Below are 22463 nucleotides of genomic sequence, written 5' to 3'. Positions count from 1 at the left end.
CTGGACCTATATAACAGATGTTTACACCGGGTCGGGCACCAGCGGGTCTTATAACTGGACAGTTCCTGCAGTAGCCACAGACAAGTTCAGGGTAAAAGTGCAGTCCTACTACAATGCTGCCGTCAGCGACTCCAGCGATGCCAACTTTACCGTGTCGCGAGGAGCAGTTTACCTGGCCCTGACCTCTCCAAACGGATTGGAAACTTTTTCATCCAGTACGCTTCAGGAAATAAAGTGGACCACAGTTGGCACTGTAGGCAATGTGTCGCTGAAGTATTCTACTGACGGCGGAGCGAACTGGGACTGGGTGCGAAACAATGCAGGCTCGGCAGCCAACAACGTACCTAACACCGGATCATTTGAATGGCTGCTGCCTTCTAATCTGATATCCTCCAAGTGTCTGATTCAGCTTTATGAGTACAGCAACAGCTGCAGAATGGACTACAGCGATGACTTCTTTACCATCAACAATGACCCTGTTATTACAGTAACAGCTCCTGCCCCGGGAGAAAGCTTTTACTACGGCGAAACGAAAACAATCCGGTGGAGCGCCTCCAATCTTCCGGTAAATAATGTGAAGCTGGAGTATTCGCTTGGCGATGGCGTCTGGCATGTCATAAGGGAATCGCAGGGAAATTATGGATCCTATAACTGGGTAGTTCCTGACCAGGCTACCACCAATGCTTTTATTAGGGTAAGCGCGGAGTCAAATCCTGATATCAACGATACGAACAATGCCCCCTTTGTTATCAAAGCACCGGTTATTCAGGTAACAAACCCGAACACCGGCAACGAAAACTGGTTGGTCGGTGAAAACAAGAATATATCCTGGACAACGACCGGGCTTCCGGGTGATGCACTGGTAGATATAGCATTTTCGGCTGACCTGGGAGAAACCTGGAGCACCATAGCAGAAGCAGTTTCTAATTCCGGCTCTTATATATGGACTGTACCTAACGTTTCGACTTCCTCGCAATGCCTGGTGCGGGTTTCATCCGTGTTGTATCTGGACAGCAAAGACACCAACGGTTTACCGTTTACCATTACCAAACCGATAGTAGGTGTTACAGTACCGAACGATGGGCAGGTGTGGTATATTGGAGAGTCCAAATCGATTCAGTGGGCCGGAATGGGTACTACGGAGAATGTGAAGCTAGAGCTTTCGTCGGACGGTGGTGCAACATACACGACCATCATCGCTTCTACTGCAAATTCAGGGCAATATTTCTGGGCAATTCCTTACAGTACGGTTCCGTCTGCCAATTCTTACATCAAGGTATCGGATGTACTTGATCCTGCAAACAACGATTCTTCGGATGTACCTTTCACGATTGCCAAACCCATTCTATCGCTTACCAGTCCCAATACAGATGAAAGCTGGTACATAGGCCAGACCAAAAGAATAAGCTGGACAAATGTTGGGATGAGCAATTCAAAAATCAAAATAGAATACTCTCCGGATAATGGCGATACCTGGACACTGGTTGCTTTAGTGACTAATACAGGTTCTTATGACTGGACAATTCCTTCGTCCTTAGTTCCGTCTGAACAGGCACTTATCAGAATCAGCGACGAAAACGACGTGTCTATCAGCGATTCCAATGATGTGGCTTTCAGGATGGTGAAGCCGTCCATCAGTGTTACCAGTCCGAATGGCGGAGAAGTGCTGTATGTTGGCCAGAACAAGTTGATCACCTGGAAAAAAGACGGCGCCTACTCGCCCAACGTACGTATCGATTACTCGGCCAACAATGGCGATACCTGGAATACCGTTGTAGAAGCTGTTGCGAATAACGAGTCTTATAACTGGACGTTAGCAACTACGCTTGCTCCGGGTACTACATACCTGATCAGGATTCAGGATGCTGTAGATCCTTCTATTGTTGATTACAGCAACGCAGTGTTCACTGTTATTAAGCCCGGTATCGAAGTAACCGCTCCGAATGGCGGAGAAGTGTGGTTTACCGGAACCACCAGCACTATCCGCTGGAACTCCCAGGGCCTGGCCTCTTCCAGAAAGTTAATGATCAGCCTTTCAGCAGACAATGGTACTATCTGGACGGAAATTGCTGGCGACGTGAGCAACACAGGTACTTATAACTGGAGTATTCCAGCGGAAGCCGACCCCGGTACTTACCTGCTAAAAATTCAGGACGTACTTGATCCTGCTATCCAGGATGTAAGTAACAGTGCGTTTACCATCTCAAAACCCACCATTACCGTTATGAGCCCTAATGGAGGCGAAAAGTGGTATAACGGGCAGGTAAAACAAATCAGGTGGACATCCAATGCCTTAGCAGCTTCCACCTTTGTGAAAATAGAGTATTCTGCTACGAATGGCGCCTCCTGGACTGTTGTCACGGAATCTGCCGCAAATTCAGGCCTCTATGACTGGACAATTCCATCCGGCGTTACATCAGACCAGGTGCTGGTCAGAATTACAAGCCTCACGTATAGCAGTGTCTCTGATACGAGCAACAGCCAGTTTAGTATCAGTGCACCAAGGAACGGGGATACGTTTGAAACAGCTGTAGCTATTGCCTCCATACCCTTTACGCTTACTGATACAACCACTCATTACTCAGACCGGTTTACCGGAACGGGCAACCAACCAGCTCCGGATATTTTCTATTCCTTTAGGGTGCCTGAAGTCTCCGATTCCGTTAGTTTCTCAATAGTCGCTAATTTTCAGGCTAAAATGCACCTGTTAGCTGCTAAAGATAATGTGATAGGCGCCTCGGTTGCCGGATCAACTATTTCTTTTGGTAAGAAAGGTTTGGTGCCAGGTAATACGTATTACCTCGTTGTGGAAGGAAATAATACAAGCGCAGGAAAGTTTACCTTAAGCATAAACAACCATGTGCCTGCTCCTGATTTAAGTGTACACAGTGTAACAGCCAACAAAACAGTGGTATCTCCTGGCGAGATAGTAGCTGTATCCTGGAAAGTAGAAAACGTGGGCGGAGGTCAGTCTGCTATTAACTGGACGGAGCGCCTTTACATGCAATCGGCAACCGGTCAGAACAGGACACTGCTTCAGCAAGCTGCTTTTGCAGATAACGATGTGCTGGCTCCTGGTCAGGTGCTTGAGCGAAACAGGGAGGTAACCATTCCGGCACAAATGAATGTTGGTGACCAGGGAGTTTTTGTAGTAGAACTACTACCGGACCCTGCTATCGGAGAAGTACCTGGCGGCAAGGCGAATAATACTGCTGTTCAGGAAACACCCTGGACCACGAAAAAACTGCTTTCCCTTGAGCTATCAGCAGCTGAACTTACAGAGGGAGGTCCGGGAGTTACGGCGAAAGTCAGCAGAACAGGAGCGTTTACAGCGCCATTGGTTATTTCAGTAAGTCTCACGAACGCTGCACGATTTGCCTTCCCTTCGGAAGTAACCATACCGGCCGGTAATGCCAGTGCTACCTTCATCGTAACGGCTGCAAACAATGATCTTACGGAAGGCCCTGTACAGGATGTACTGCGTGTTGCTGCTACGGGTTTTGAGGTTGCCTCAGCTCCTGTTACTATCCTTGATAACGATAAGCCTTCTCTGACAATTGCTAATCTGCCTGCAGATGCCATGGAAGGTACCAGCCCGACTTTCCGGATAACGACCAATCTTGCTCCTGCTCAGCCGTTGCAGGTGTTCCTCAACTCCAGCAGCCAGACCCGTTTCCCGGTACCATCCTCTGTTACTATTCCGGCAGGCAGCCTGTTTGCAGATGTAGTTGTAAACCTGGAGCAGGATGCAGTTCCGGAAGTGGATTTACCTGTGACCATAAACGCAGGCGCTTCCAATCATGAATCGGCCAGTGCCACAATACTGGTAAAAGACGATGATGTGCCGGGCCTTGAGCTGGTCATTCACACCAGTACGGTTTCAGAAGATGGTGGTGCTTTTGCCACACAGGCAACGTTGCGCCGTACTGCGCAGAGCAGCTCAACCGCCTTTACGGCAAACCTGTCGGCCAGCCTGCCCAATACCCTTATACTACCAGCCTCTATACCGTTGGCAGCCAATGAAAATGAAAAGACCTTTACCATTGGTGTAGTAGACAACACGCTGGCAGATGGTGACCGGGAGGTGCAGGTAACTGCCTCCGTGTTTGTAAATTCCTGCGGCTGTAATGCTCCGGCTACCTCTTCAGGTTCTGTTTCTGCAGCATTAACCGTAACAGATAACGATGGTCCTGCCTTAAGCTTAACGGCCAGTCAGCTTACCCTGCCGGAAGGTTTTGCCAATGCAGGCCAACTTCGTGTAACGCGTAACACGCCTGCCAATGTTGCCCTGACCGTGAATCTTACTTCGTCTGATACGAATGAAGCCACCGTGCCTGCCACTGTTGTAATTCCGGTTGGCCAGGCTTATGTGGATGTACCGGTTACCACCGTGAACGACGGCGTAACCGACAGCAACAAGCAGGTGTACTTCCATGCCACTGCCAGCGGCTTCTCTACCGGTACCGTCTGGGTAATGGTATCAGACCAGAATATCCCCGATCTGCAGCTTACTGCCGTGAGCCTACCAAATGCCAATGTGCAGGCCAAGGCGCTGTTTAACTATACAGTATCGGTTAAAAACTCAGGTTTTGCGACTGCGCCAACCGGAGTGGTGGTGCGTGGGTACCTGTCTAAAGACGATGTGATCGATGCTTCGGACAAGCAGGTTTCTGAAGATGTTATCGCAAATCCAATCCCGGCAGGGCAAACTGTTCAGGTACAGAACGCGGTGCAGGCGCCAAATACGCCAGGCGATTACAAGTTGCTCTACTGGGTGAACCCGGCTTCAACTCTGACGGAGCTGCTGCTTACAAATAACACGTCTGCTCCAGCTACCTTCAGAATTAACCCGGATTATACGGCAACGGCCAGCGTGAGCGGTGAGTATTACCTGAAAGGGCAGCCGGTTCCGGTAACAGGCACAGCCACTAAGTTTAATGGAGCCGCAGCGGCTAATGAGCCAGTGGAAGTGTACGTTATCACCAACGGCTTGCGCAGAACTGTAACAGCTACCACCGACGGTTCCGGTAACTACAGCACCCGGTTTGTTCCGCTTGCCAACGAAGCCGGTTCTTACACAGTAGGTGCTAGCTTCCCGGGCATGGGAGTCACTGCACAGCAGGATAACTTCGATATTCTTGGGGTGAGAATAAATAGTGGCCAGATTCCGCAGTTCCGGGTAGTGCTGGGAGACACCCTGAAAGGTGCACTTTCCATAAATAACCTTAGCAACAGAACCCTAACTGATTTTACGCTGGCACCCGTCACGTTGCCGAATGGAGCGCAAGTTTTGTTCGATACACTTGCTGCTGTTGCCGGAAATGCTACGATCAGCCTTCCTTATGCCGTTGTTGGTTCTGCGCTGTCGCCAGGCACTGATTTTGAGGTGGCCAGCCTGAATGCCGTTTCGGAGGAGGGAACGCTGCAGCGGCAGGACGTATTCTATTTCTGCCAGGCACCTGGTGCCTACCTTGTAGCAGATGTAAGCCAGCTGCATGTTGCTGCCTCTTCCAGCAAAGGGGAGCGCTTAGTGGAGGTAAAGCTGGTTAACAAAGGTGTGGGTACGACCGGCAATATTACGGTTGGGCTGCCCCAGGTAAACTGGCTGACGACAGTTACACCAAAAAGCCTGCCTTCCATGTCGAGCGGCGACACAGCCATTGTTATCCTTAAATTCATGGCGTTGGCAGAAGTACCTTTCGATTACCCTGTAAAAGGCAGCGTCGCGATCGAAGCGCAGAACGGTAACGCTTTAAATATTCCATTCACCTTCGAAAAGAAATCCGAATCTGCAGGCACGCTCAAAGTGGATGTAACAAACCAGTTTACCTACTATTCGGAAGGGGCGCCTAAAGTAGCAGGAGCCCGCGTGCAGGTGAAAAACTACTTTACAGGCGTGGTGTATGCCGAAGGCGTTACAGATGCCACCGGTGTGTTTACGGCAGCAGACATTCCGGAAGGAAAGCACCGCATTATTGTTGAGAAAGACAAACACCTGCCTTACAATGGTACTATCACGATCAACCCGGGGGGAACTACCGAAACATCTGTTTTCCTCAATTACCAGGCCATCACCTTTAGCTGGTCGGTTGTGCCGACAGCCATAGAAGACCAGTATGACATTACGCTGGAGGCTACCTTCGAAACGAATGTTCCCATGCCGGTAGTAACGATTGATATGCCGAAAGTGATGCCGCAGCTATCGGGCAGTGAGGTGTATGCCTTTAAAGTGACACTCACGAACCACGGGCTTATTGCAGCCGAAGATGTGGCACTGAACCTGCCAACAACAGATCCGGAGTATGAGTTTGTGACAAACTACCAGCCTGCCAGGCTGCTGGCCCAGCAGAGCATACAGGTGCCGGTAATTATGCGCAGACGTGCGAGTGCAGAAGAAGGTGAGCCATTGCCAGGCGGACCGTCTGTGCAGGCCATTTCTGACTTCCTGGGCATGGCTCCATCGCAATACAGCACAATGGCCGCCCAGCAAAGCCTGAGTTGCCAGGATTTTGCCGGTGTGGTGTACTGGTACACCTGTAACATTTCGACAGGCCTGTGGCAAAAGGGAGGAACAATGTTCTCTTACTCGGGGAGGTCATGTACCAGCACAGGTACAGGTACTGGTACTCCTATCGTCATAAATCCTGGTAGTGGTGGCGGTGTAGGCACAGGTACTCCTACCTGTGCCATATGTCCTACCAATGGTACATATACCGGAACTGGCAAAACGCCCGAGTATGAAACAAGTAAGAGCAGTTGCGTTGAGTGTATCAATGCTATAGCCGGAGCAGCCGCCGGTTGTGCCGGACCTGCCGGAACAGGGCTTGCCACTGGTACGTGCGTACTGGGTAATATCCTGGCCAAAAAAGGTGCCATTGACTACATTCCTTGTATACCTGACCTGGTGCCACCCTGGATTGGCTGTCCTAAAGGAATCATTGATGCCATAAACACCTGCGCAGCTACGGAAACCGCGGGTGGTAGCATGAACGTGTTTGGCATGCAGCAAGCAGCTGCCAGCGATCAGTTGGGGGCAGTATTTTATGAAATTGGAGATAACCTGCAGTTTGTGCTCAGTGCTTACGAACTTCGTGAAGCATGGGCAAGGGAATATTTCGGAACCATGATTGACAGCGATGCCTGGAAAGATCTTGAACCGAAACTGGAAGGTTATATAACTGCTTTAGATTCTATTCCGGCAGCAGTTCAAACTTCCATACTGGCCGCCATGCAGGGATACGAAATTCCCCAGAGCACTATCCGGACTTTCTTTACCCGCTGGAACACATCCATAGAGGCGCTGGAGGCAGGTGTGCTGGCACCAAATGAACAGTATCCTGACATCATCAATTGGAACCAGGTGCAAACCAGGTCTTATGCTTTAAAAACTGCCTATGATGAAGCTGTAAGCAAGGGCTATACATCTCTGGAAGATATGTTCATGCAGAACAGGGAATCATTGGATCAAATTCTGGACGGACAGAAGAATGCCGTTTGCGCCTCTGTAAAAGTGCAGTTCAGCCAGCAGCTCACCATGACCCGCGAAGCATTTGAAGGTACGCTTGACATTTTCAACGGCCACCCAACCGATCCGATGGAGTTAATAAGTATTGACATCCAGATCACGGATGAAAACGGTGTGCCAAGCAACGGGGTGTTCGAAATCCAGACCAAGAGCCTGACCAACCTGTCTGATGTAGCCGGAAACGGCGCCATTGCTTCGCAGCAGAATGGCATCGTGAAGTTCCTGTTCATTCCGGAACAAGGTGCGGCGCCTACAGTACCAAAGGTGTATAACTTTGGTGGCACCGTACGCTATTTCGATCCATACGCACAGGCCATGGTAAACCTCCCACTGGCTGACGTTCCGCTCACTGTAAACCCTAGTCCGAACCTGATGCTGCACTACTTTATGGAGCGCAACATCCTGGGGGATGACGCCCTTACTTCACCTGAAATCGAACCATCTGTTCCTGCCGAACTGGCCGTGATGGTAGAGAACCAGGGCTACGGGCCGGCGGTGAACATGATGATATCTTCGGCGCAGCCTAAAGTTGTCGAAAACGAAAAAGGACTGGCCATCAACTTCAACATTGTAGGCTCCAACTTCCAGGGGCAACCGAAAAAGCTGGGCGTCACCGATATCAACTTCGGCACTATTCCGGCACTGCAAACACGTATCGGGCAGTGGTACTTCACAAGCTCCCTGCTGGGTAAGTTCGTGAGCTACGAAGCCAGCGTGGTGCATGCCAACAGCTTCGGCAATCCGGAGCTGAGCCTGGTGAAAGGCGTGCAGCTGCATGAACTTACCCGCAGTATCCGGGCTTATGGCGCATCAGAAGATGGTATCAACGACTTTCTGGTGAATGACAATTTCGATGCTGATGATACGCCGGATATGATCTACTTCTCGCAAGGCAACCGGACCGAACAGGTAGCGGTGGCAGCAGCCGGCAATTTCTCCGCTGCGGTAGCAGGGCCTGCCTTTACCAATACGCTTACAGTAACGCCTTCCGGCAGCGGATGGAATTACATCAGGCTTGCTGATCCGGGCAACAGGAAATACGACCTGGTAAGCGTGACCCGCAGCGATGGGCAGGTGATTCCGCTCGACAACGCCTGGCTCACGTTTGTAACTTTACCGGTTAGCCGTCCGCCTGTGTATGAAAATAAATTCCATTTCGTGGATAAGTTCGCTTCTACAGAACCGGTTACCTATACTGTTGTCTGGAGCCCGAGAAACCAGGATGTGCCGGAGGTGGTCAGCATCGAAGGACCAGCTGAGGAAATCACCTCCGAACAGGTGCAAACGCTTACTGTTAAATTTAACAAGAGCATCGACCCTGCCACCTTCACCTACGAAGATCTGAGCCTGACTTTCCAGGGAGGTCCGAACATCATCGACAACTCCGTGGTGGTTTCACAAGTTGATACAGCTACTTTCACAGTTGATGTTGCTGCGCTGACCTCCGGAAACGGCTTCTACAACTTAACGGTACAGGCTGCCGGTGTGCAGGACAGCTATGGCACCAGCGGCGAAACCGGGAAACAGTTTACCTGGTCGCAGTTCCTGACGGTGCCGGCGGTGCAGGCCTTCCAGGGGCTTCCGGAAGGCAACATAGCTGCTGCGTTCGATACCATACAGGTACTCTTCAACCTGCCAATCGACGAGACTACGGCCGGTCCTGAGAAGTTCCGGGTACTGAAGGGGGAGGTGCTGCAAAATGGCTTGCTTACCATCGACTCGGTGCGGGCAGACAAGCAGCTCTTCTACCTCTCGGGGCTGGGCCGCATCCTGACCGAAAGCGGAACTTATATGCTGGAGGTGGACCTGCCAACGATAAAATCAGTGGACCAGGTAGCAGGTATGAAAGTGCAGTCGGTACAGCTGACAGTGGATAACAACGGACCGCAGGTCGTGCGCCTGGAAAAATCGACAACAGGTGGCATTGATGCGCAGCACGTAGCTTCTGTAAATATGGAGTTCAACGAAGATGTAAAAGGTTTCAACACGGCCTCCTTAACGCTGACGCGGAACGGGGAGGTGCTGCCGCTGGCAATAGACCAGCTGTCAAACACCGACCTGCAGACCTGGACAGTCAATAACTTAAGCATGCTGACTTATCCGGATGGCGAATATAGCTTTACTGTTAACCTGGAAGGCTTTACAGATGCCATTGGTAATGCCGGTACGGGTACACAGGCACTCTCCTGGACGGTGAATCGTTCTGCTGCACCGGCCATCACAGCCTTAGCTGTAAGCCCGGACCGTGGCTTCTCCGATTCGGATGGCGTTACATCCGGCCTGTCGCTGGACGTAACCTTTAACCTGAGCGACGAGGCGTCGCAGGTAACTGTTTCGCAGGTTGATTTAAGCGGGGAGGTAGTTCTGAAAACTGTGGCAAACGCTGCTGCCGGAGCTGTCTCCATACCGGTTACCTTACGAACGGGCGGCAGTACCGGCATTAAGGTAACCGCCACAGGTGTAAACGGAGGAGTGGGAACTGCAGAGAAACAGCTGTTTATCGACCAGGTGCCGCTTTCAGCAAAATGGAAGTTTAAGGCAAATCAAACGATCAGCACACAGGTAGATGCCGTACAGCTTGCCTTCAATGCGAAGTTGCTGAGCGATACAGCGTTCCCGGATGCCATTCGCTTCACCAGAAACGGAACGGCTGTAGATACAGAAGGTTTAAGTTTTGCGATGGTAAACGACACGGTCTACAGTGTTTCCGGGTTAAGCAGCGCAGGCAACCTGCCGGGTAATTACCAACTGAGTTTCGACCTGCAGCCATTCGCCAAGCATAGCAGTGGAATGGCGGGGACCGGGGAAACTTCGGTGAGCTGGACCGTGCAGTCAACCAATCGGGCGCCTGTTGCCAATGCTGGTCGGGATATCACCGTTACAGCTGCCGGCATTGTAACATTAGACGGCTCAACCTCTTCAGATCCGGATCCCGACGAACTGACCTACGAATGGATTGCTCCGGAAGGTGTAACCCTTTTCGCTCCCAACAAGGCTAATCCGTTCTTTTCGGTTACCTCCTCCGACCAGGGCAAGACTTATTCCTTCCTGCTGGTTGTTCATGACGGTGCATTATTTTCCACTGATGCTGTAAAAGTAGTCGTTAATCTTGCTCCTACTCCGGGCATTGTGCTGAAAGGTAATGTGCAGCTGCAGGGTAGGCCGGAGGCTCCGCATGCCAACTGGAAGGCGCCGCTTCATGTGGATGTTTTCCCGGCCGGACAAACAACCCCTGTTGCGTCTTACACTCCTGCAACGGACGAACAGGGTAATTTCTCGATCAATGATGTCTGGGTGGCAGAAGGAAATTATGTGGTGACGGTGAAAAACAGCCATACGCTCAGGAATGCACGTGCCGCCACACTCGCTCCGGGCGAGAATGTGATTAATTTCGGAGAACTGAAAGAGGGGGATGCCAATAACGATGACCAGGTTACAATTACTGACTTCAGTGTGCTGGCATCTACTTACAATCTGGCGCAGGAAAGCAGCGGCTACGACGACAGAGCCGACTTTAATGAAGATCAACAGGTTACCCTGCTGGATTTCTCATTGTTGTCGGGCAGCTTTAACCAGCGCAGCGATGAAGTTACGGCTACTTCCTACGAAGACTTGCGAGGCCGGGAGGAGGAGCTGAACGGCATGGGCGTGCTGTTGGCTACTTCACCAGTATTTATGGAACTGGTGAAACCAGGGCAGGTTCACCAGGTGGGAGATGAGTTCAGTCTGCCGGTGATGCTTCATGCGAATCAGCAGGAGATAGATGGCGCCGAAGTCCACCTGGCCTTTGATCCGGAGGTGCTGCAGGTAACAGCTGCAAATGCCGGTACCCAACTGCCTGTCGAACTGCTGAACATGGTAGACAACAGGACGGGCCGGATCAGTTTTGCCGCCGGTGCGCTTAGTAATCTTCCGAAAGGAGATGTAACGTTGCTTTCTATCAGCTTTAAAGTAGTCGGAGAATCTGCGGTGGTGCCGGTAACCTTCACGGGCAGCTACCCTGGCCAGACATTGGTTACCTACCGGGGCAGATCTGTTCTGGGTGGTACAACCGGCGGGACTGTTGGCATAGACGACTGCAAAAATTGTGAGGCCCAACAGCTCATTGTCTATCCTAACCCAACAAGAGACAGGTTCCGGGTAACTGCGCACGGCTACAAGCAGGAGCAAGGCAAGCTCACGATCTTCCGCATGGATGGCGCTGAGCTAAAATCCCTGCCAATTGACCTTCGTAAAGGTAACACCGTGGAAGTTGATCTCGCTGACCAGTCGACGGGCATATACCTGATCCGGTTAGAAATAGGAAATACCATTACGGTGCAAAGGGTGGTGAAGTACTAGCCTGATGTATTCAGGTGTAAACTGGCTGTGAATTCAGCAACAGGGAGTAAGCAAAAGAGGAAATCGGTTTAGGCTGGTTTCCTCCTTTTGTTTCTGTGCAGGCACGTCCTGTACACAGCAGAGGCTGTGGTGGCAGGCGCAGCAGAACAAAAACAGCATAAAGAAATGGGATAAACCGAAGCTGGTAAATGCGAATTTATCTAACGCTCTCTCTTCTGCCCCTTCTCCTTCTCAAAAATATTTACCGCCAGGTAACTGGAGCCGCCCCGGCTGGTGTGTATCCAGCCCTTGCGGCGCAGTTCCCGCTTAATAAAATTATTGAGCAGGCCATGGGCCACCAGGATGGCACTGTCGTGTACTTTGGCTTCATCGGCTAACAGCTCCGCACAGTTGCGGGCACGGTTGCGCGCCTCCCTGAACGTTTCGATGCCGCTGTTGTTCAGGCCAAGCAACCAGAGGATGCGGTTGCTCAGCAGCCAGAAGTTGAGCGGAAGTTTAAGCAGGGGAAGGGTAATCACTTTTCGTTCGAACTCCCGGAATTCATGACCAACAACCAGCTCTACCTCCTCCCCGAAAATAGCCCTGGCTGTGAGCTGGGAGCGGACGAGGGTGCTGCAGAATACTTTTTTTATGCCGTTTGTAGGAATGGCGTGGTGCTCGAACACAAAATCTTCAACAGCAGCTGCATCGTATTCCGTAATAAAACGGCCGGCAGCAGCGGCGCTGAATAAGCCGCTGCGGTCCACCTTAGGTTTAGCATGGCGGATGAGTACTATTTTGTAGGTCTCGCTTGTCTCCATTAATACAGGTGCTACTGAATTTTTATACGAAAGGGAGACCACTCTGAATTAAAAAGTAAAGGTTAAATCAGGAAACACCCGCTCTTTGAGCTCCTGCCATTCCGGCCGAAGAATGCTGTAGTAGATGGTGTCGCGCATGCGGCCGTCGTGCATCCGGGTGTGCCGGCGCAGAATGCCTTCTTCGGTAGCGCCTATTTTCAGGAGTGCTTTCCGGGAGCGCTCGTTCAGCACATCCGTTTTAAACTCCACCCGCTCAAACTGCAGCACCTCCAGGGCATACGACAGTAGCAGGAATTTACAGTGCCTGTTCAGGTCACTGCCCCGGAAGGCACTGCCCAGCCAGGTCCAGCCAATTTCCAGTCGCTGGTCCGGAACCGAAATATTCCCGTAAGCCGTACTGCCGGCAATGGACCCGCACGCTTTGTCGATGATAGCAAAAGTATACCGGAGTTGCTGCGTCCGGGCGTCTGTTGCCTGTTGCATCCAGGTGTTCAGTTCCGTTTCCGAAGCTATCCGGGAAATCATAAAGCGCCAGGTGTCGGGCTCGTACGCAATGTTTTGGAAGGCGGCAGCATCTGTGTGACAGATCGGGCGTAGCAGCACCCGTTTGTCTTCCAGCTTAATGTTGTAGTTAAAGTTCATGTTGCAAAGGATAAGAATTGAATTGTTATAGTCTGAGGTAGTGAATTGAACAGGGTTCCCGGGTGATGGTATGGCTGCAGCAGCGTCCAGAGCTATAGAAGCAGCACTGCAGAGCGCTTATGCGGCAGCAGTGGGTGTGGTGGCAGCTACAGCAAATACGGGAAAGGTATAAAAAGGTGCTGCTACCGGCGCGTAAGTTTTGTAGGGCTTAAATTCCATCAACTTTCTTTTCGGCAGCTTTGATGTCGTTATTTTCGATGCCGCGTTTTTTTCGCACCATTTCCTCCTCCAGTTTTCCAAAGCGGTAGTTGAACGTGAGGCTGAACCAGCGCTGCAGGAAGTGCGACTCCTGGAACTGGTAAAAAGCTGGCGTCTCCAGCTGGTTAAACCACCTGCGCTCTTTCCGGAACGGGTTGCTCACGTTAAAGCTCAGGCTGCCTTTTTCGTTCAGGATGTCCTTGTTCAATGCAAAGCTGTTGTAAAAATAGTCGCCGGATTTGCCTTGCAACAGGATACCGGGTGCATGGTAGCCGGCATTGCCGCTTACCCGCCAGGTGTTAAGGAATTTATAGCTGAGGTATAAAAAAGCATCGAACGTAAACCCTTTGTTGTGTTGGGGGTTGCCGTCGATGATGCTGCTTAACCAGGTATAGTTGCCGTTGCTGTTCAGGTTGATGTTGATTTTCTCCAGCAGATCAATATTACTGCTGAAGGAGATGCCAACGTTGCTGCTGCTGCCAATATTGCCATAGGTGGTGCGGGCAACGCCGTCGGTACCGGTGGTGGTGAACCGCTGGATGGAATTGTTGGTGAAGTTGAAGTACGTGCCGGCACTAACCGACGTGCCGCCGAAATAGGCATTGTAGGATAAGTCGAGTTGGTTGCTGACGGCGGGTACTAAGCCCGGGTTACCGAACGAAATGTTTTTCGGGTCGATGCTATTCTGGTACGGGTTCAGGTAGTACAGGCTGGGCCGCTCAATCCGCTGAAGGTAGGCCAGTTTCAGGATGGAAGTAGGCTGTAGCTGGCGCGAAACAATGATGTTGGGAATAAAATTCAGCTGTTCCTGCCTGGCCACGGTGCCCGATGATCTGAAGTCAGCTTTGACCCTTGTGTTTTCCAGGCGCCCGCCTGCTTTCAGCCCCCATTTAGCGTGGTGTAAGGTTACGGAGGCATAGGCTGCATGAATATCCTGGGTGTAGTTAAACAGGTTGCTGAGGGCCTTGTTAACTTCGTAAGTGTCTGTGTTGGCGTTCAGGCTTTTGTAATAGTAGTTGCTCTCGTTAGCTCGGAAAATGCTTTTTACACCCAGCTCCACCTGCTGTTCCTTGATGGGATGTACATAATCGGCTTGGAACGTATGCTCCCGGAAAGAACCGCTGTTTTCCGTTTTGTTCAGGGAGCCGTTGTAGTGAAGCACCGGGAAAAAATTGAAGTCGGAAGTGGCATTGTCGGAGGTGGCTCTGAGTTTATAGGAAAGCGTGAAAAGCTGCTCTTTGTTTTTCCGGAAGGAGCGCTGGTAGTCTGCACCCAGGTCGTGCCCACGCCAGGTATTCTGTACGTCGTACTGCTGGGTATACGCCTGTTGTAGCTGGCCTGCCGGGTCAAACGACTGCACATGTTGGGTATAAAAATTGCTCCCCCTGTTCGCGTTGTAGCTGAAACTGGCCGAAAGCAAATTCAGCGAATCGGGTTCGTAGCTCAACTCCGTTTCCAGGTACTGAAAGTTTCCGCGGTAATCTTTTTCGCCCTGTTGTTCCAGCCTGCTGTTGCCCTGCGTATGATTCTTCCTGGTTAAAGAAAACCTGCTGTCGGGCGAGGCATTTTTGTTGTAACCGAAATAAGCCGAAAAACCAACTTTCTTTCTGATCGCTGTCAGGTACCCGCCTGCATAATAGCCTGCGGGCCTGCTGGCACTCAGGTTGACGGAACCGTTGTAGCCGCCCTGTTGCTGCCTGTGCGTAACAATATTGATCACGCCCCCGATCCCTTCGGCATCGTACCGCGCGGGAGGCGTTGTCATTACCTCTATGCTTTTGATCGAGTTGGCGGGCATGCTTCGGAAAGCATCTTTTGCATTGCGCGCAAAAAGGGTCGACGGCTTTCCGTTGATCAATACAACATAATTGCCATTTCCCTTCAGTTTAATGTTATCGTCGGCATCTACGGTCAGGTGGGGGACTTTGCGGAGCATATCAATGGCCTGACTCGTTTTACTTTCCGGATCTGCGGCTACATGGTAAACTGTTTTATCGATTTCGTAGGTCACGAGTGCCCGCTCCGAAACAACCTGCACTTCGCTTAACTGCTTTGCATCCGGCAACAGCAGGATGTTTCCTAAATCCACAATGCCACTCGCCTGGGCAGGCACCGGCATTTCCCTGACCTGGTAGCCTACGAATGAACACACCACTTCATACTGCTGCGCCGGAACCACTTCCACCCTAAACCTGCCATCCTGGTCTGTTAAGGTACTCTTGAGAGGTTGCGTGTTACCTGCCACTTTTACTACCACCGTTACAAATTCCATTGGTTGGTTAGATGCAGCGTCGAGCACTGTTCCTTTCAGGAGCAGCGACGGGTTTACGTGCTGGCCCACAGCCAGGCTGCCCACGAAGCACCACAATAGGACAAACGACAAGGCATTTTTCATGAGGATGTTTCAAAAGATTATCAAAGCATGTTAGCAGGCAGCAAACGACGCAGGAGCACAGCTACAGGTAGTGCAGGTGGTAAATGATTCCCTGTTAAGTAGTTCGTTTATAAATTCTTAGCAGTTGACCGAATAACCTGGGTGAACGGTTCATCCTTTAGCTTATGTACGCGTAAATGTAATAATCATATAAAAAATATAAGTTATTTTAAAAATTGATTCTGCGGTATCCATTAGCTGGTGCTTTATATGGTTTAAATACTATAATCTTGTGCTTTAGCGACTGTTTTTTGTAACCAACTTAATTTGCTACCCAGGGTTGGGGTTTTATTGCTGCGTCTGTATGATAGGTACAGTTAAAATACTTGCGTGCGCACTACGCTCCAGCCTTTCCTCCTGAAAAAGTATGTAGAACACAGAAATATTGAGTACTCATGAACGACTGGCAACGAATTACAAATCATGTTTCAAAGTCTATCGCTCCTTTTAGGTTTAAGATACTGCTGACACTGTTGCTTGCGCTTTCCGCATCCGGGTTAGGAGTGCTGGAGCCCCTGATTATGAAATTTTTCTTTGATGAGATCGTATCGCCGGAGAATACGGCTGTGCAGGTAATCGCATTAACGGTGGGTGCCTTGTTTGTGCTCACGCTGGCAAAAGATGTGATTGGGGGCATGCAGAACTGGCTTGTCTGGAAAGTAAGGCTGAGTTTACAGGTCGATCTGCAGGCCGTTGCTGTCGAAAAGCTTTATTTTCTGCCGCTCACCTATCACCAGAAAGAAGGAGTGGGTACGATCATGACTAAGTTTGACCGGGCCATCAATGGCTTCGTAAGCGCCTTCTGCGACATTATTTTCTACCTGCTCCCAACACTGGCTTACCTGGTTATTTCCCTGTGTGTCATGTTCCGGCTCGACTGGCAGTTGTCGCTGGTCGTGCTGTTTTTTGCTCCTTTGCCTGCCCTCATTGGCATGTGGGCTTCCAAAGAGCAGATCCAGCGGGAGCGGTTCCTGATGGAAAACTGGGCAAAGATTTACGGACGCTTCAGCGAAGCATTTTCGAGCATTCTGACGGTAAAAAGTTTTGCCATGGAACGGGTGGAAGCCAGTCATTTTCTGTCGCGGGTAGTTGAAACGAACGGGCACGTGCTCAACGGCATCAAGACCGACACGCAGGTAGGTGCGTTTAAAAACCTGACCGTGACCATCGCCCGCATCGCTGCCATTGCGTTTGGCGGCTACCTGATTATGATAAACGAAATTACGCTGGGAACGCTGGTTGCTTTTCTGGGCTACATTGGCGGTTTGTTCGGGCCGGTACAGGGCCTGACCGGGGTTTACCAGACCTACCGCAAAGCCTCTGTGTCACTGGATATCCTCAATTCCATTTTAGATGCCGAGGATCCGGTCGCCGATCTGCCCTCTGCCTGCGAGCTGGAAAAGCCGTACGGGGAGATCCATTTTGAAAACATCAGTTTTGCCTATCAGCAGCACAAACCGGTGTTCCAGAACCTGAACCTGCACGTACATCCCGGCGAAACGGTCGCCATCGTAGGGCCCAGCGGGGTAGGAAAAAGCACGCTCATGGCACTGGTGCTACGCCTGATCAATCCTGCTGCGGGTACTATTAAAATAGACGGCACCGACATCCGGCAGTTAAAACAAAGCGCCATCCGGCGGCACATCGGCATTGTGCTGCAGGACACGCTTCTCTTCAACGATACCATCCGGAATAACATTGCCTACGGAGCGCCGCATGCCACCCAGGCAGAAATTGAGCATGCTGCAAAACTTGCCAACGCACACGACTTTATCATGCAGCTGCCGCACACCTACGAGGCAATGGTAGGCGAGCGCGGCAATAACCTTTCCGGGGGACAGAAGCAGCGCATTGCCATTGCCCGGGCAATCCTGAAAAACCCGGCTATTTTAATTCTCGACGAAGCCACCTCGGCCCTCGATGCCGAGGCGGAAGCACTGGTGCAGGCTGCTTTCAGGCAACTGGTAAAAGGCCGAACCACCTTCGTGATATCCCATAAAATGTCGAACATCATTGATGCCGACAGGATCATCGTGCTGAAAAACGGACAGATAACGAAAATAATAAAACCGCAGGAAAGTCTCAGGAAAGATGAAGTGTTTGCTTTTAGTTAGGTTTCAGCGGGGCGGGAATGGCTGTAATCAAAGTGCTTGCCTGTTTTTATCGCGTGAAAAGTTTACTGCTGCAGTCACCACACCCTTTGCTCCTGCAGATTTGAAAAACATAACTATTTTTTCCCAGATCAGTAGTGTAGGGTTAACCAACTAACAAACAGAAGCGCACCTCTTCTGGCAACAGGATCAGTTACAGGTAGTTTGTAATGTTTACATAAACTGCACAAAGCCTGGCGGACAGCAAAAGTTGAACAATAAAACGTACGTTTTTGCAGGATCAGCAGCTTCTTCTACAACCCTGTGCCTGCATCCTACGTTCTAGCTATCAATAAAGGAATTGAAAAAATTCTATATATATTAATCACTATAATTGATCTGCGTGCTGCATTTAAAGGGTAGAAAAGCTTTGGTAAGTGGGGGAAGTTCTGGTATTGGTCGCTCGATAGCCAGCAGGCTTTCTGCCGCCGCTGTTCAGACTGCCGTCGCCGACATTAAGCCTGCTGCTGACCTGCCCGGGCAAATTTCATTTTTTTCATGTGACGTTACTTCGGGCCCGGCCATCAACGCACTTTACGCACAGGTGCAGCAGGAAATGGGCACACCAGACATCCTGGTATGCAGTGCAGGCCAGGGCATCCATGAAAAGCTGGCGGAGGGCGACCCGGAGAAGTGGCAACAGATCATTAACCTCAACCTGATGGGGGCGCTGCGGCTGGTGCGGGCCTTTGTGCCGGGCATGCTGGAAAAGGGCAGAGGCGATGTGGTGTTTATATCATCCGTATCGGCACAGCAGGCTTATCCCTACGGTGGTGTTTATGCCGCTACCAAGGCGGCCCTGGAGGTAGTAGCCCACACGCTGCGGCAGGAAGTGTTGCCAACCATCCGGGTAAGCGTGGTAGCGCCAGGCGTAACCGATACATCTTTTTTCGAAAATACAATTTCAGGATTTCATACAGCCGAAGACATAGGCTACGGCACAATTTCGCCAGACGATGTGGCGGAAGCTGTACTATATGCCTTAAGTCAGCCGGAGGGCGTGTCGGTGAACCAGATTACCATCCGGCCAACGGCGCAGCCTTTTTAAGCTTTGTACCAAAACAAAAAAACAAAAACTATGAAACAGAAAATTCTGATAACGGGAGGTGCTGGATTTATCGGTTCTCATTTAGCCGACGAACTGATCAGCCAGGGTTATGAAGTAAGAGCGTTAGACAGTCTGTCGGAGCAGGTGCATGGCAAAGACTGCGTGCGCCCGGCTTACCTGCACGACGAGGTAGAACTGCAGCTAGGCGATGTGCGCGACCCGAAAGCAGTGGAGCGGGCGCTGGAAGGCGTAGATGCCGTATATCATTTTGCTGCCATGGTGGGCGTGGGGCAGAGCATGTATCAGATCAAAGATTACACCGATGTAAACAACCTGGGAACAGCCGTACTGCTGGAAGCCCTCATCAAAAAGCCGGTGAAGAAACTGGTAGTGGCCAGCAGCATGAGCATCTACGGCGAAGGCTGGTACAAAAATGCCGCCGGTGAGCTGGTAACCGTTCCCGAACGCCGCATTGAGCAGCTGAAGGAAGGGCAGTGGGAGCTCTCCGATGAGCAGGGGCAGGTCCTGCAGCCTGTGCCTACCGATGAATCGAAAACACCGTGCCTGTCGTCGGTGTACGCGCTTTCCAAATACGACCAGGAGCGTTTGTGCCTGATGGTAGGACGTGCTTACAACATCCCGACCGTGGCCATGCGCTTTTTTAACGTGTACGGCACCCGCCAGGCGCTTTCCAATCCTTACACCGGGGTGCTGGCCATTTTTGCTTCCCGCCTGCTCAACAACAATGCCCCCATGATTTTTGAAGATGGCAACCAGCAACGCGATTTCGTGCATGTGCGCGATGTGGCACTGGCCTGCCGGCTGGCGCTGGAAAAAGAGGAGGCAAACGGACAAGTATTTAATGTGGGCAGCGGCAACAACTACACCATCAGCGAAATAGCCGCACGACTGGCCATGGTGATGGACAAAACGGAGTTGCAGCCGCAAATTACCGGCAAGTACCGGGTTGGCGATATCCGCCACTGCTATGCCGATATCTCCCTTGCAAAAGAAAAACTAGGTTTTTATCCACAGGTTGATTTTAACAGTGGCCTGGAAGAACTGGCCGCCTGGCTGGAAGGACAGATTGCTTACGACCGTGTAAACGAAGCCAGCGAAGAGCTGGCCACCCGTGGCTTAACGGTCTGATACGCCCAAACACTATCTATCAACCCAAAAGGACAAACAATGAACATGGACATAAACAACAACGCAGCAGACCAAACCAGACGACCCGCCATCGGAATAGTAGAATGGTTTCGTCCTGGCGAAAAGGAGCATGTGGAACAGGTGCTGGCCGACCTGAAAGAGTTGGGTGTTACCGAGCTGCGCACCGGCGTTTCCTGGGCCGACTACTACACCGAAGGCGGAAAAGCCTGGTACGAGTGGCTGATCCCGACACTTGCCAAAGAAGTGAATATCCTGCCTTGCTTCCTGTACACGCCGCCTTCTATCGGCGTGCGGGCTAAAACTTCTTCCCCGCCAAAAAATCCCAAAGCCTATGCCGATTTCCTGGATGTGTTCATCACCGATTTAGGCGAACACTTTGAGTGGGTGGAACTCTGGAACGAACCCAACAACCGCACCGAGTACGACTTCACGCTCGATTATGGCTGGTACAAATTTGCCGAAATGGTGGGCGGCGCTGCCTACTGGGCAAAACAGCGCGGCAAGAAAACACTGCTGGGCGGCATGAGCCCCATCGACCCGAACTGGCTCGATGTGATGTTCCAGCGCGGCGTGATGCAGTACATAGATGCCATCGGCATTCACGGTTTCCCGGATGTGTTTGACCAGCTCTGGGATGGCTGGAACGAAAACATTGAAGCCGTGCGGGAGGTAATGAACCGTTACAACTGCAAGGCCGAGCTCTGGATAACCGAAGCCGGTTTCTCCACCTGGCAGTTCGACGAGTACAAGCAGCTGAAGGAGTTCAAGAAAGTACTTAAAACCAATGTGGACCGGGTATACTGGTACGGCGCCCGCGACTTAGATTTGAGCCTGCCCACAGTAGGCGGTTTTCACGTGGACGAACGGGAATACTACTTCGGCCTGAAACACACCGACGGCACGCCCAAACTGCTGTACAGGCTGTGGGCCAAGCACGGGCTGGAGGAACTGGAGGAGCTTTCGTATGTGAATAGAGCCATTACCAAATCGGCCACCGAACGCTATACGCTCATAACAGGCGGAGCCGGTTTTGTAGGCACCAACCTGGCCAAGCGACTGCTCGACGAAGGCAAGCGGGTGATGGTGTTCGACAGCCTGTCACGAAACGGGGTGGAGCGAAACCTGGAGTGGCTGCACGAAACCTACGGCGACCGCCTGCAGGTGCACGTAGGCGATATCCGCGATGCACAGTCGGTGCAGAAGGTGATGCAGAATGCCGAAGCCGTGTTCCATTTTGCTGCCCAGGTAGCCGTTACTACTTCGCTGGACTTGCCGGTGAACGATTTCGAGGTAAATGCTCGGGGTATTATCAATGTGCTGGAAGCCATCCGGGCACAGGACAACCCGCCACCGCTCGTGTTCACTTCTACAAACAAAGTGTACGGCGGACTGGAAGACCTGCGATTCGTTGAGAACGGCTCCCGCTACAATCCTTCCGATGAGCACATTAAAGCGCACGGCATCAGCGAAAAACGACCGCTGGATTTTCACAGCCCCTACGGCTGCTCCAAAGGTGCCGCTGACCAGTATGTGATCGACTACGCCCGCACCTACAATATGCCTGCGGTTGTATTCCGGATGAGCTGCATCTATGGGCCGCACCAGTATGGCAACGAAGACCAGGGCTGGGTAGCGCACTTTGCCATCCGGGCCATAGAAGATAAGCCTATCAGCATTTACGGCGACGGAAAACAGGTGCGCGATATCCTTTTTGTGGAGGACCTGGTAGATGCCTTCCTGCTGGCCCAGGAGCACATGCCGCGCATCTCCGGACAGGCCTTTAACATAGGCGGTGGAGTGGAAAATACCGTTAGCCTGCTGGAGCTGCTCAAAGTTATGAGCCGCTACAAAGGCCAGGAAATTCCGCTCTCGTTCGGCAACTGGCGTCCGGGCGACCAGCACTACTATGTGTCCGACATCCGCAAATTCCGGAAAGCCACCGGCTGGTATCCGAAGCACAGCGTGCAGGAGGGCGTAGCCAAGCTTTACCAATGGCTCTGCGAAAACCGCGGACTGGAAGTGCCGATGGTGCTCAATACAATCACGCAACAAGAAGAAGAGCGGGTTAAAAAAGTAGCCGTCGCCTGATTTGTTC

8 protein-coding genes are annotated in these 22463 nt (G+C 51.5%); 5 read left to right on the top strand and 3 right to left on the bottom strand.

The features are described 5' to 3' along the window. Positions 1–97 precede the first annotated feature (97 nt). Positions 98–11866, top strand: a complete 11769-nt coding sequence (locus tag DCW36_RS01230) for a Ser-Thr-rich GPI-anchored membrane family protein (RefSeq protein ID WP_114783759.1) — start codon at positions 98–100, stop codon at positions 11864–11866. A gap of 200 nt (positions 11867–12066) precedes the next feature. Here DCW36_RS01230 and DCW36_RS01225 read toward each other — a convergent pair whose 3' ends face one another. The 3 genes from DCW36_RS01225 to DCW36_RS01215 form a co-directional block, all read right to left on the bottom strand. After that, complete coding sequence (locus tag DCW36_RS01225; RefSeq protein WP_114783757.1) at positions 12067–12666, bottom strand: histidine phosphatase family protein; 600 nt, start codon at positions 12664–12666, stop codon at positions 12067–12069. A gap of 48 nt (positions 12667–12714) precedes the next feature. Next, positions 12715–13308: a GNAT family N-acetyltransferase gene (locus tag DCW36_RS01220; RefSeq protein ID WP_114783755.1), complete on the bottom strand. Its 594-nt coding sequence runs from the start codon at positions 13306–13308 to the stop codon at positions 12715–12717. Positions 13309–13516: 208 nt separating this feature from the next. Beyond that, positions 13517–15961 (bottom strand): TonB-dependent receptor domain-containing protein, encoded by a 2445-nt coding sequence (locus DCW36_RS01215; protein WP_114783753.1) that lies wholly within the window; start codon positions 15959–15961, stop codon positions 13517–13519. A gap of 434 nt (positions 15962–16395) precedes the next feature. Between DCW36_RS01215 and DCW36_RS01210 the strand changes: the two genes are divergently transcribed. The 4 genes from DCW36_RS01210 (at position 16396) to DCW36_RS01195 (ending at position 22456) form a co-directional block, all read left to right on the top strand. Next, positions 16396–18114 (top strand): ABC transporter ATP-binding protein, encoded by a 1719-nt coding sequence (locus DCW36_RS01210; protein ID WP_114783751.1) that lies wholly within the window; start codon positions 16396–16398, stop codon positions 18112–18114. 379 nt (positions 18115–18493) lie between these two features. Continuing rightward, positions 18494–19198 (top strand): SDR family oxidoreductase, encoded by a 705-nt coding sequence (locus DCW36_RS01205; protein WP_164890995.1) that lies wholly within the window; start codon positions 18494–18496, stop codon positions 19196–19198. A gap of 30 nt (positions 19199–19228) precedes the next feature. Beyond that, positions 19229–20347, top strand: a complete 1119-nt coding sequence (locus tag DCW36_RS01200; RefSeq protein ID WP_114783771.1) for an NAD-dependent epimerase/dehydratase family protein — start codon at positions 19229–19231, stop codon at positions 20345–20347. 39 nt (positions 20348–20386) lie between these two features. After that, on the top strand, positions 20387–22456 hold the full coding sequence (locus tag DCW36_RS01195) for an SDR family NAD(P)-dependent oxidoreductase (protein WP_240675999.1): 2070 nt from the start codon (positions 20387–20389) through the stop codon (positions 22454–22456). Positions 22457–22463: the final 7 nt, after the last annotated feature.

Source organism: Botryobacter ruber (assembly GCF_003347595.2).
Lineage (GTDB): Bacteria > Bacteroidota > Bacteroidia > Cytophagales > Hymenobacteraceae > Pontibacter > Pontibacter ruber_A.
This window is presented reverse-complemented; position numbering and strand designations above follow the sequence as displayed.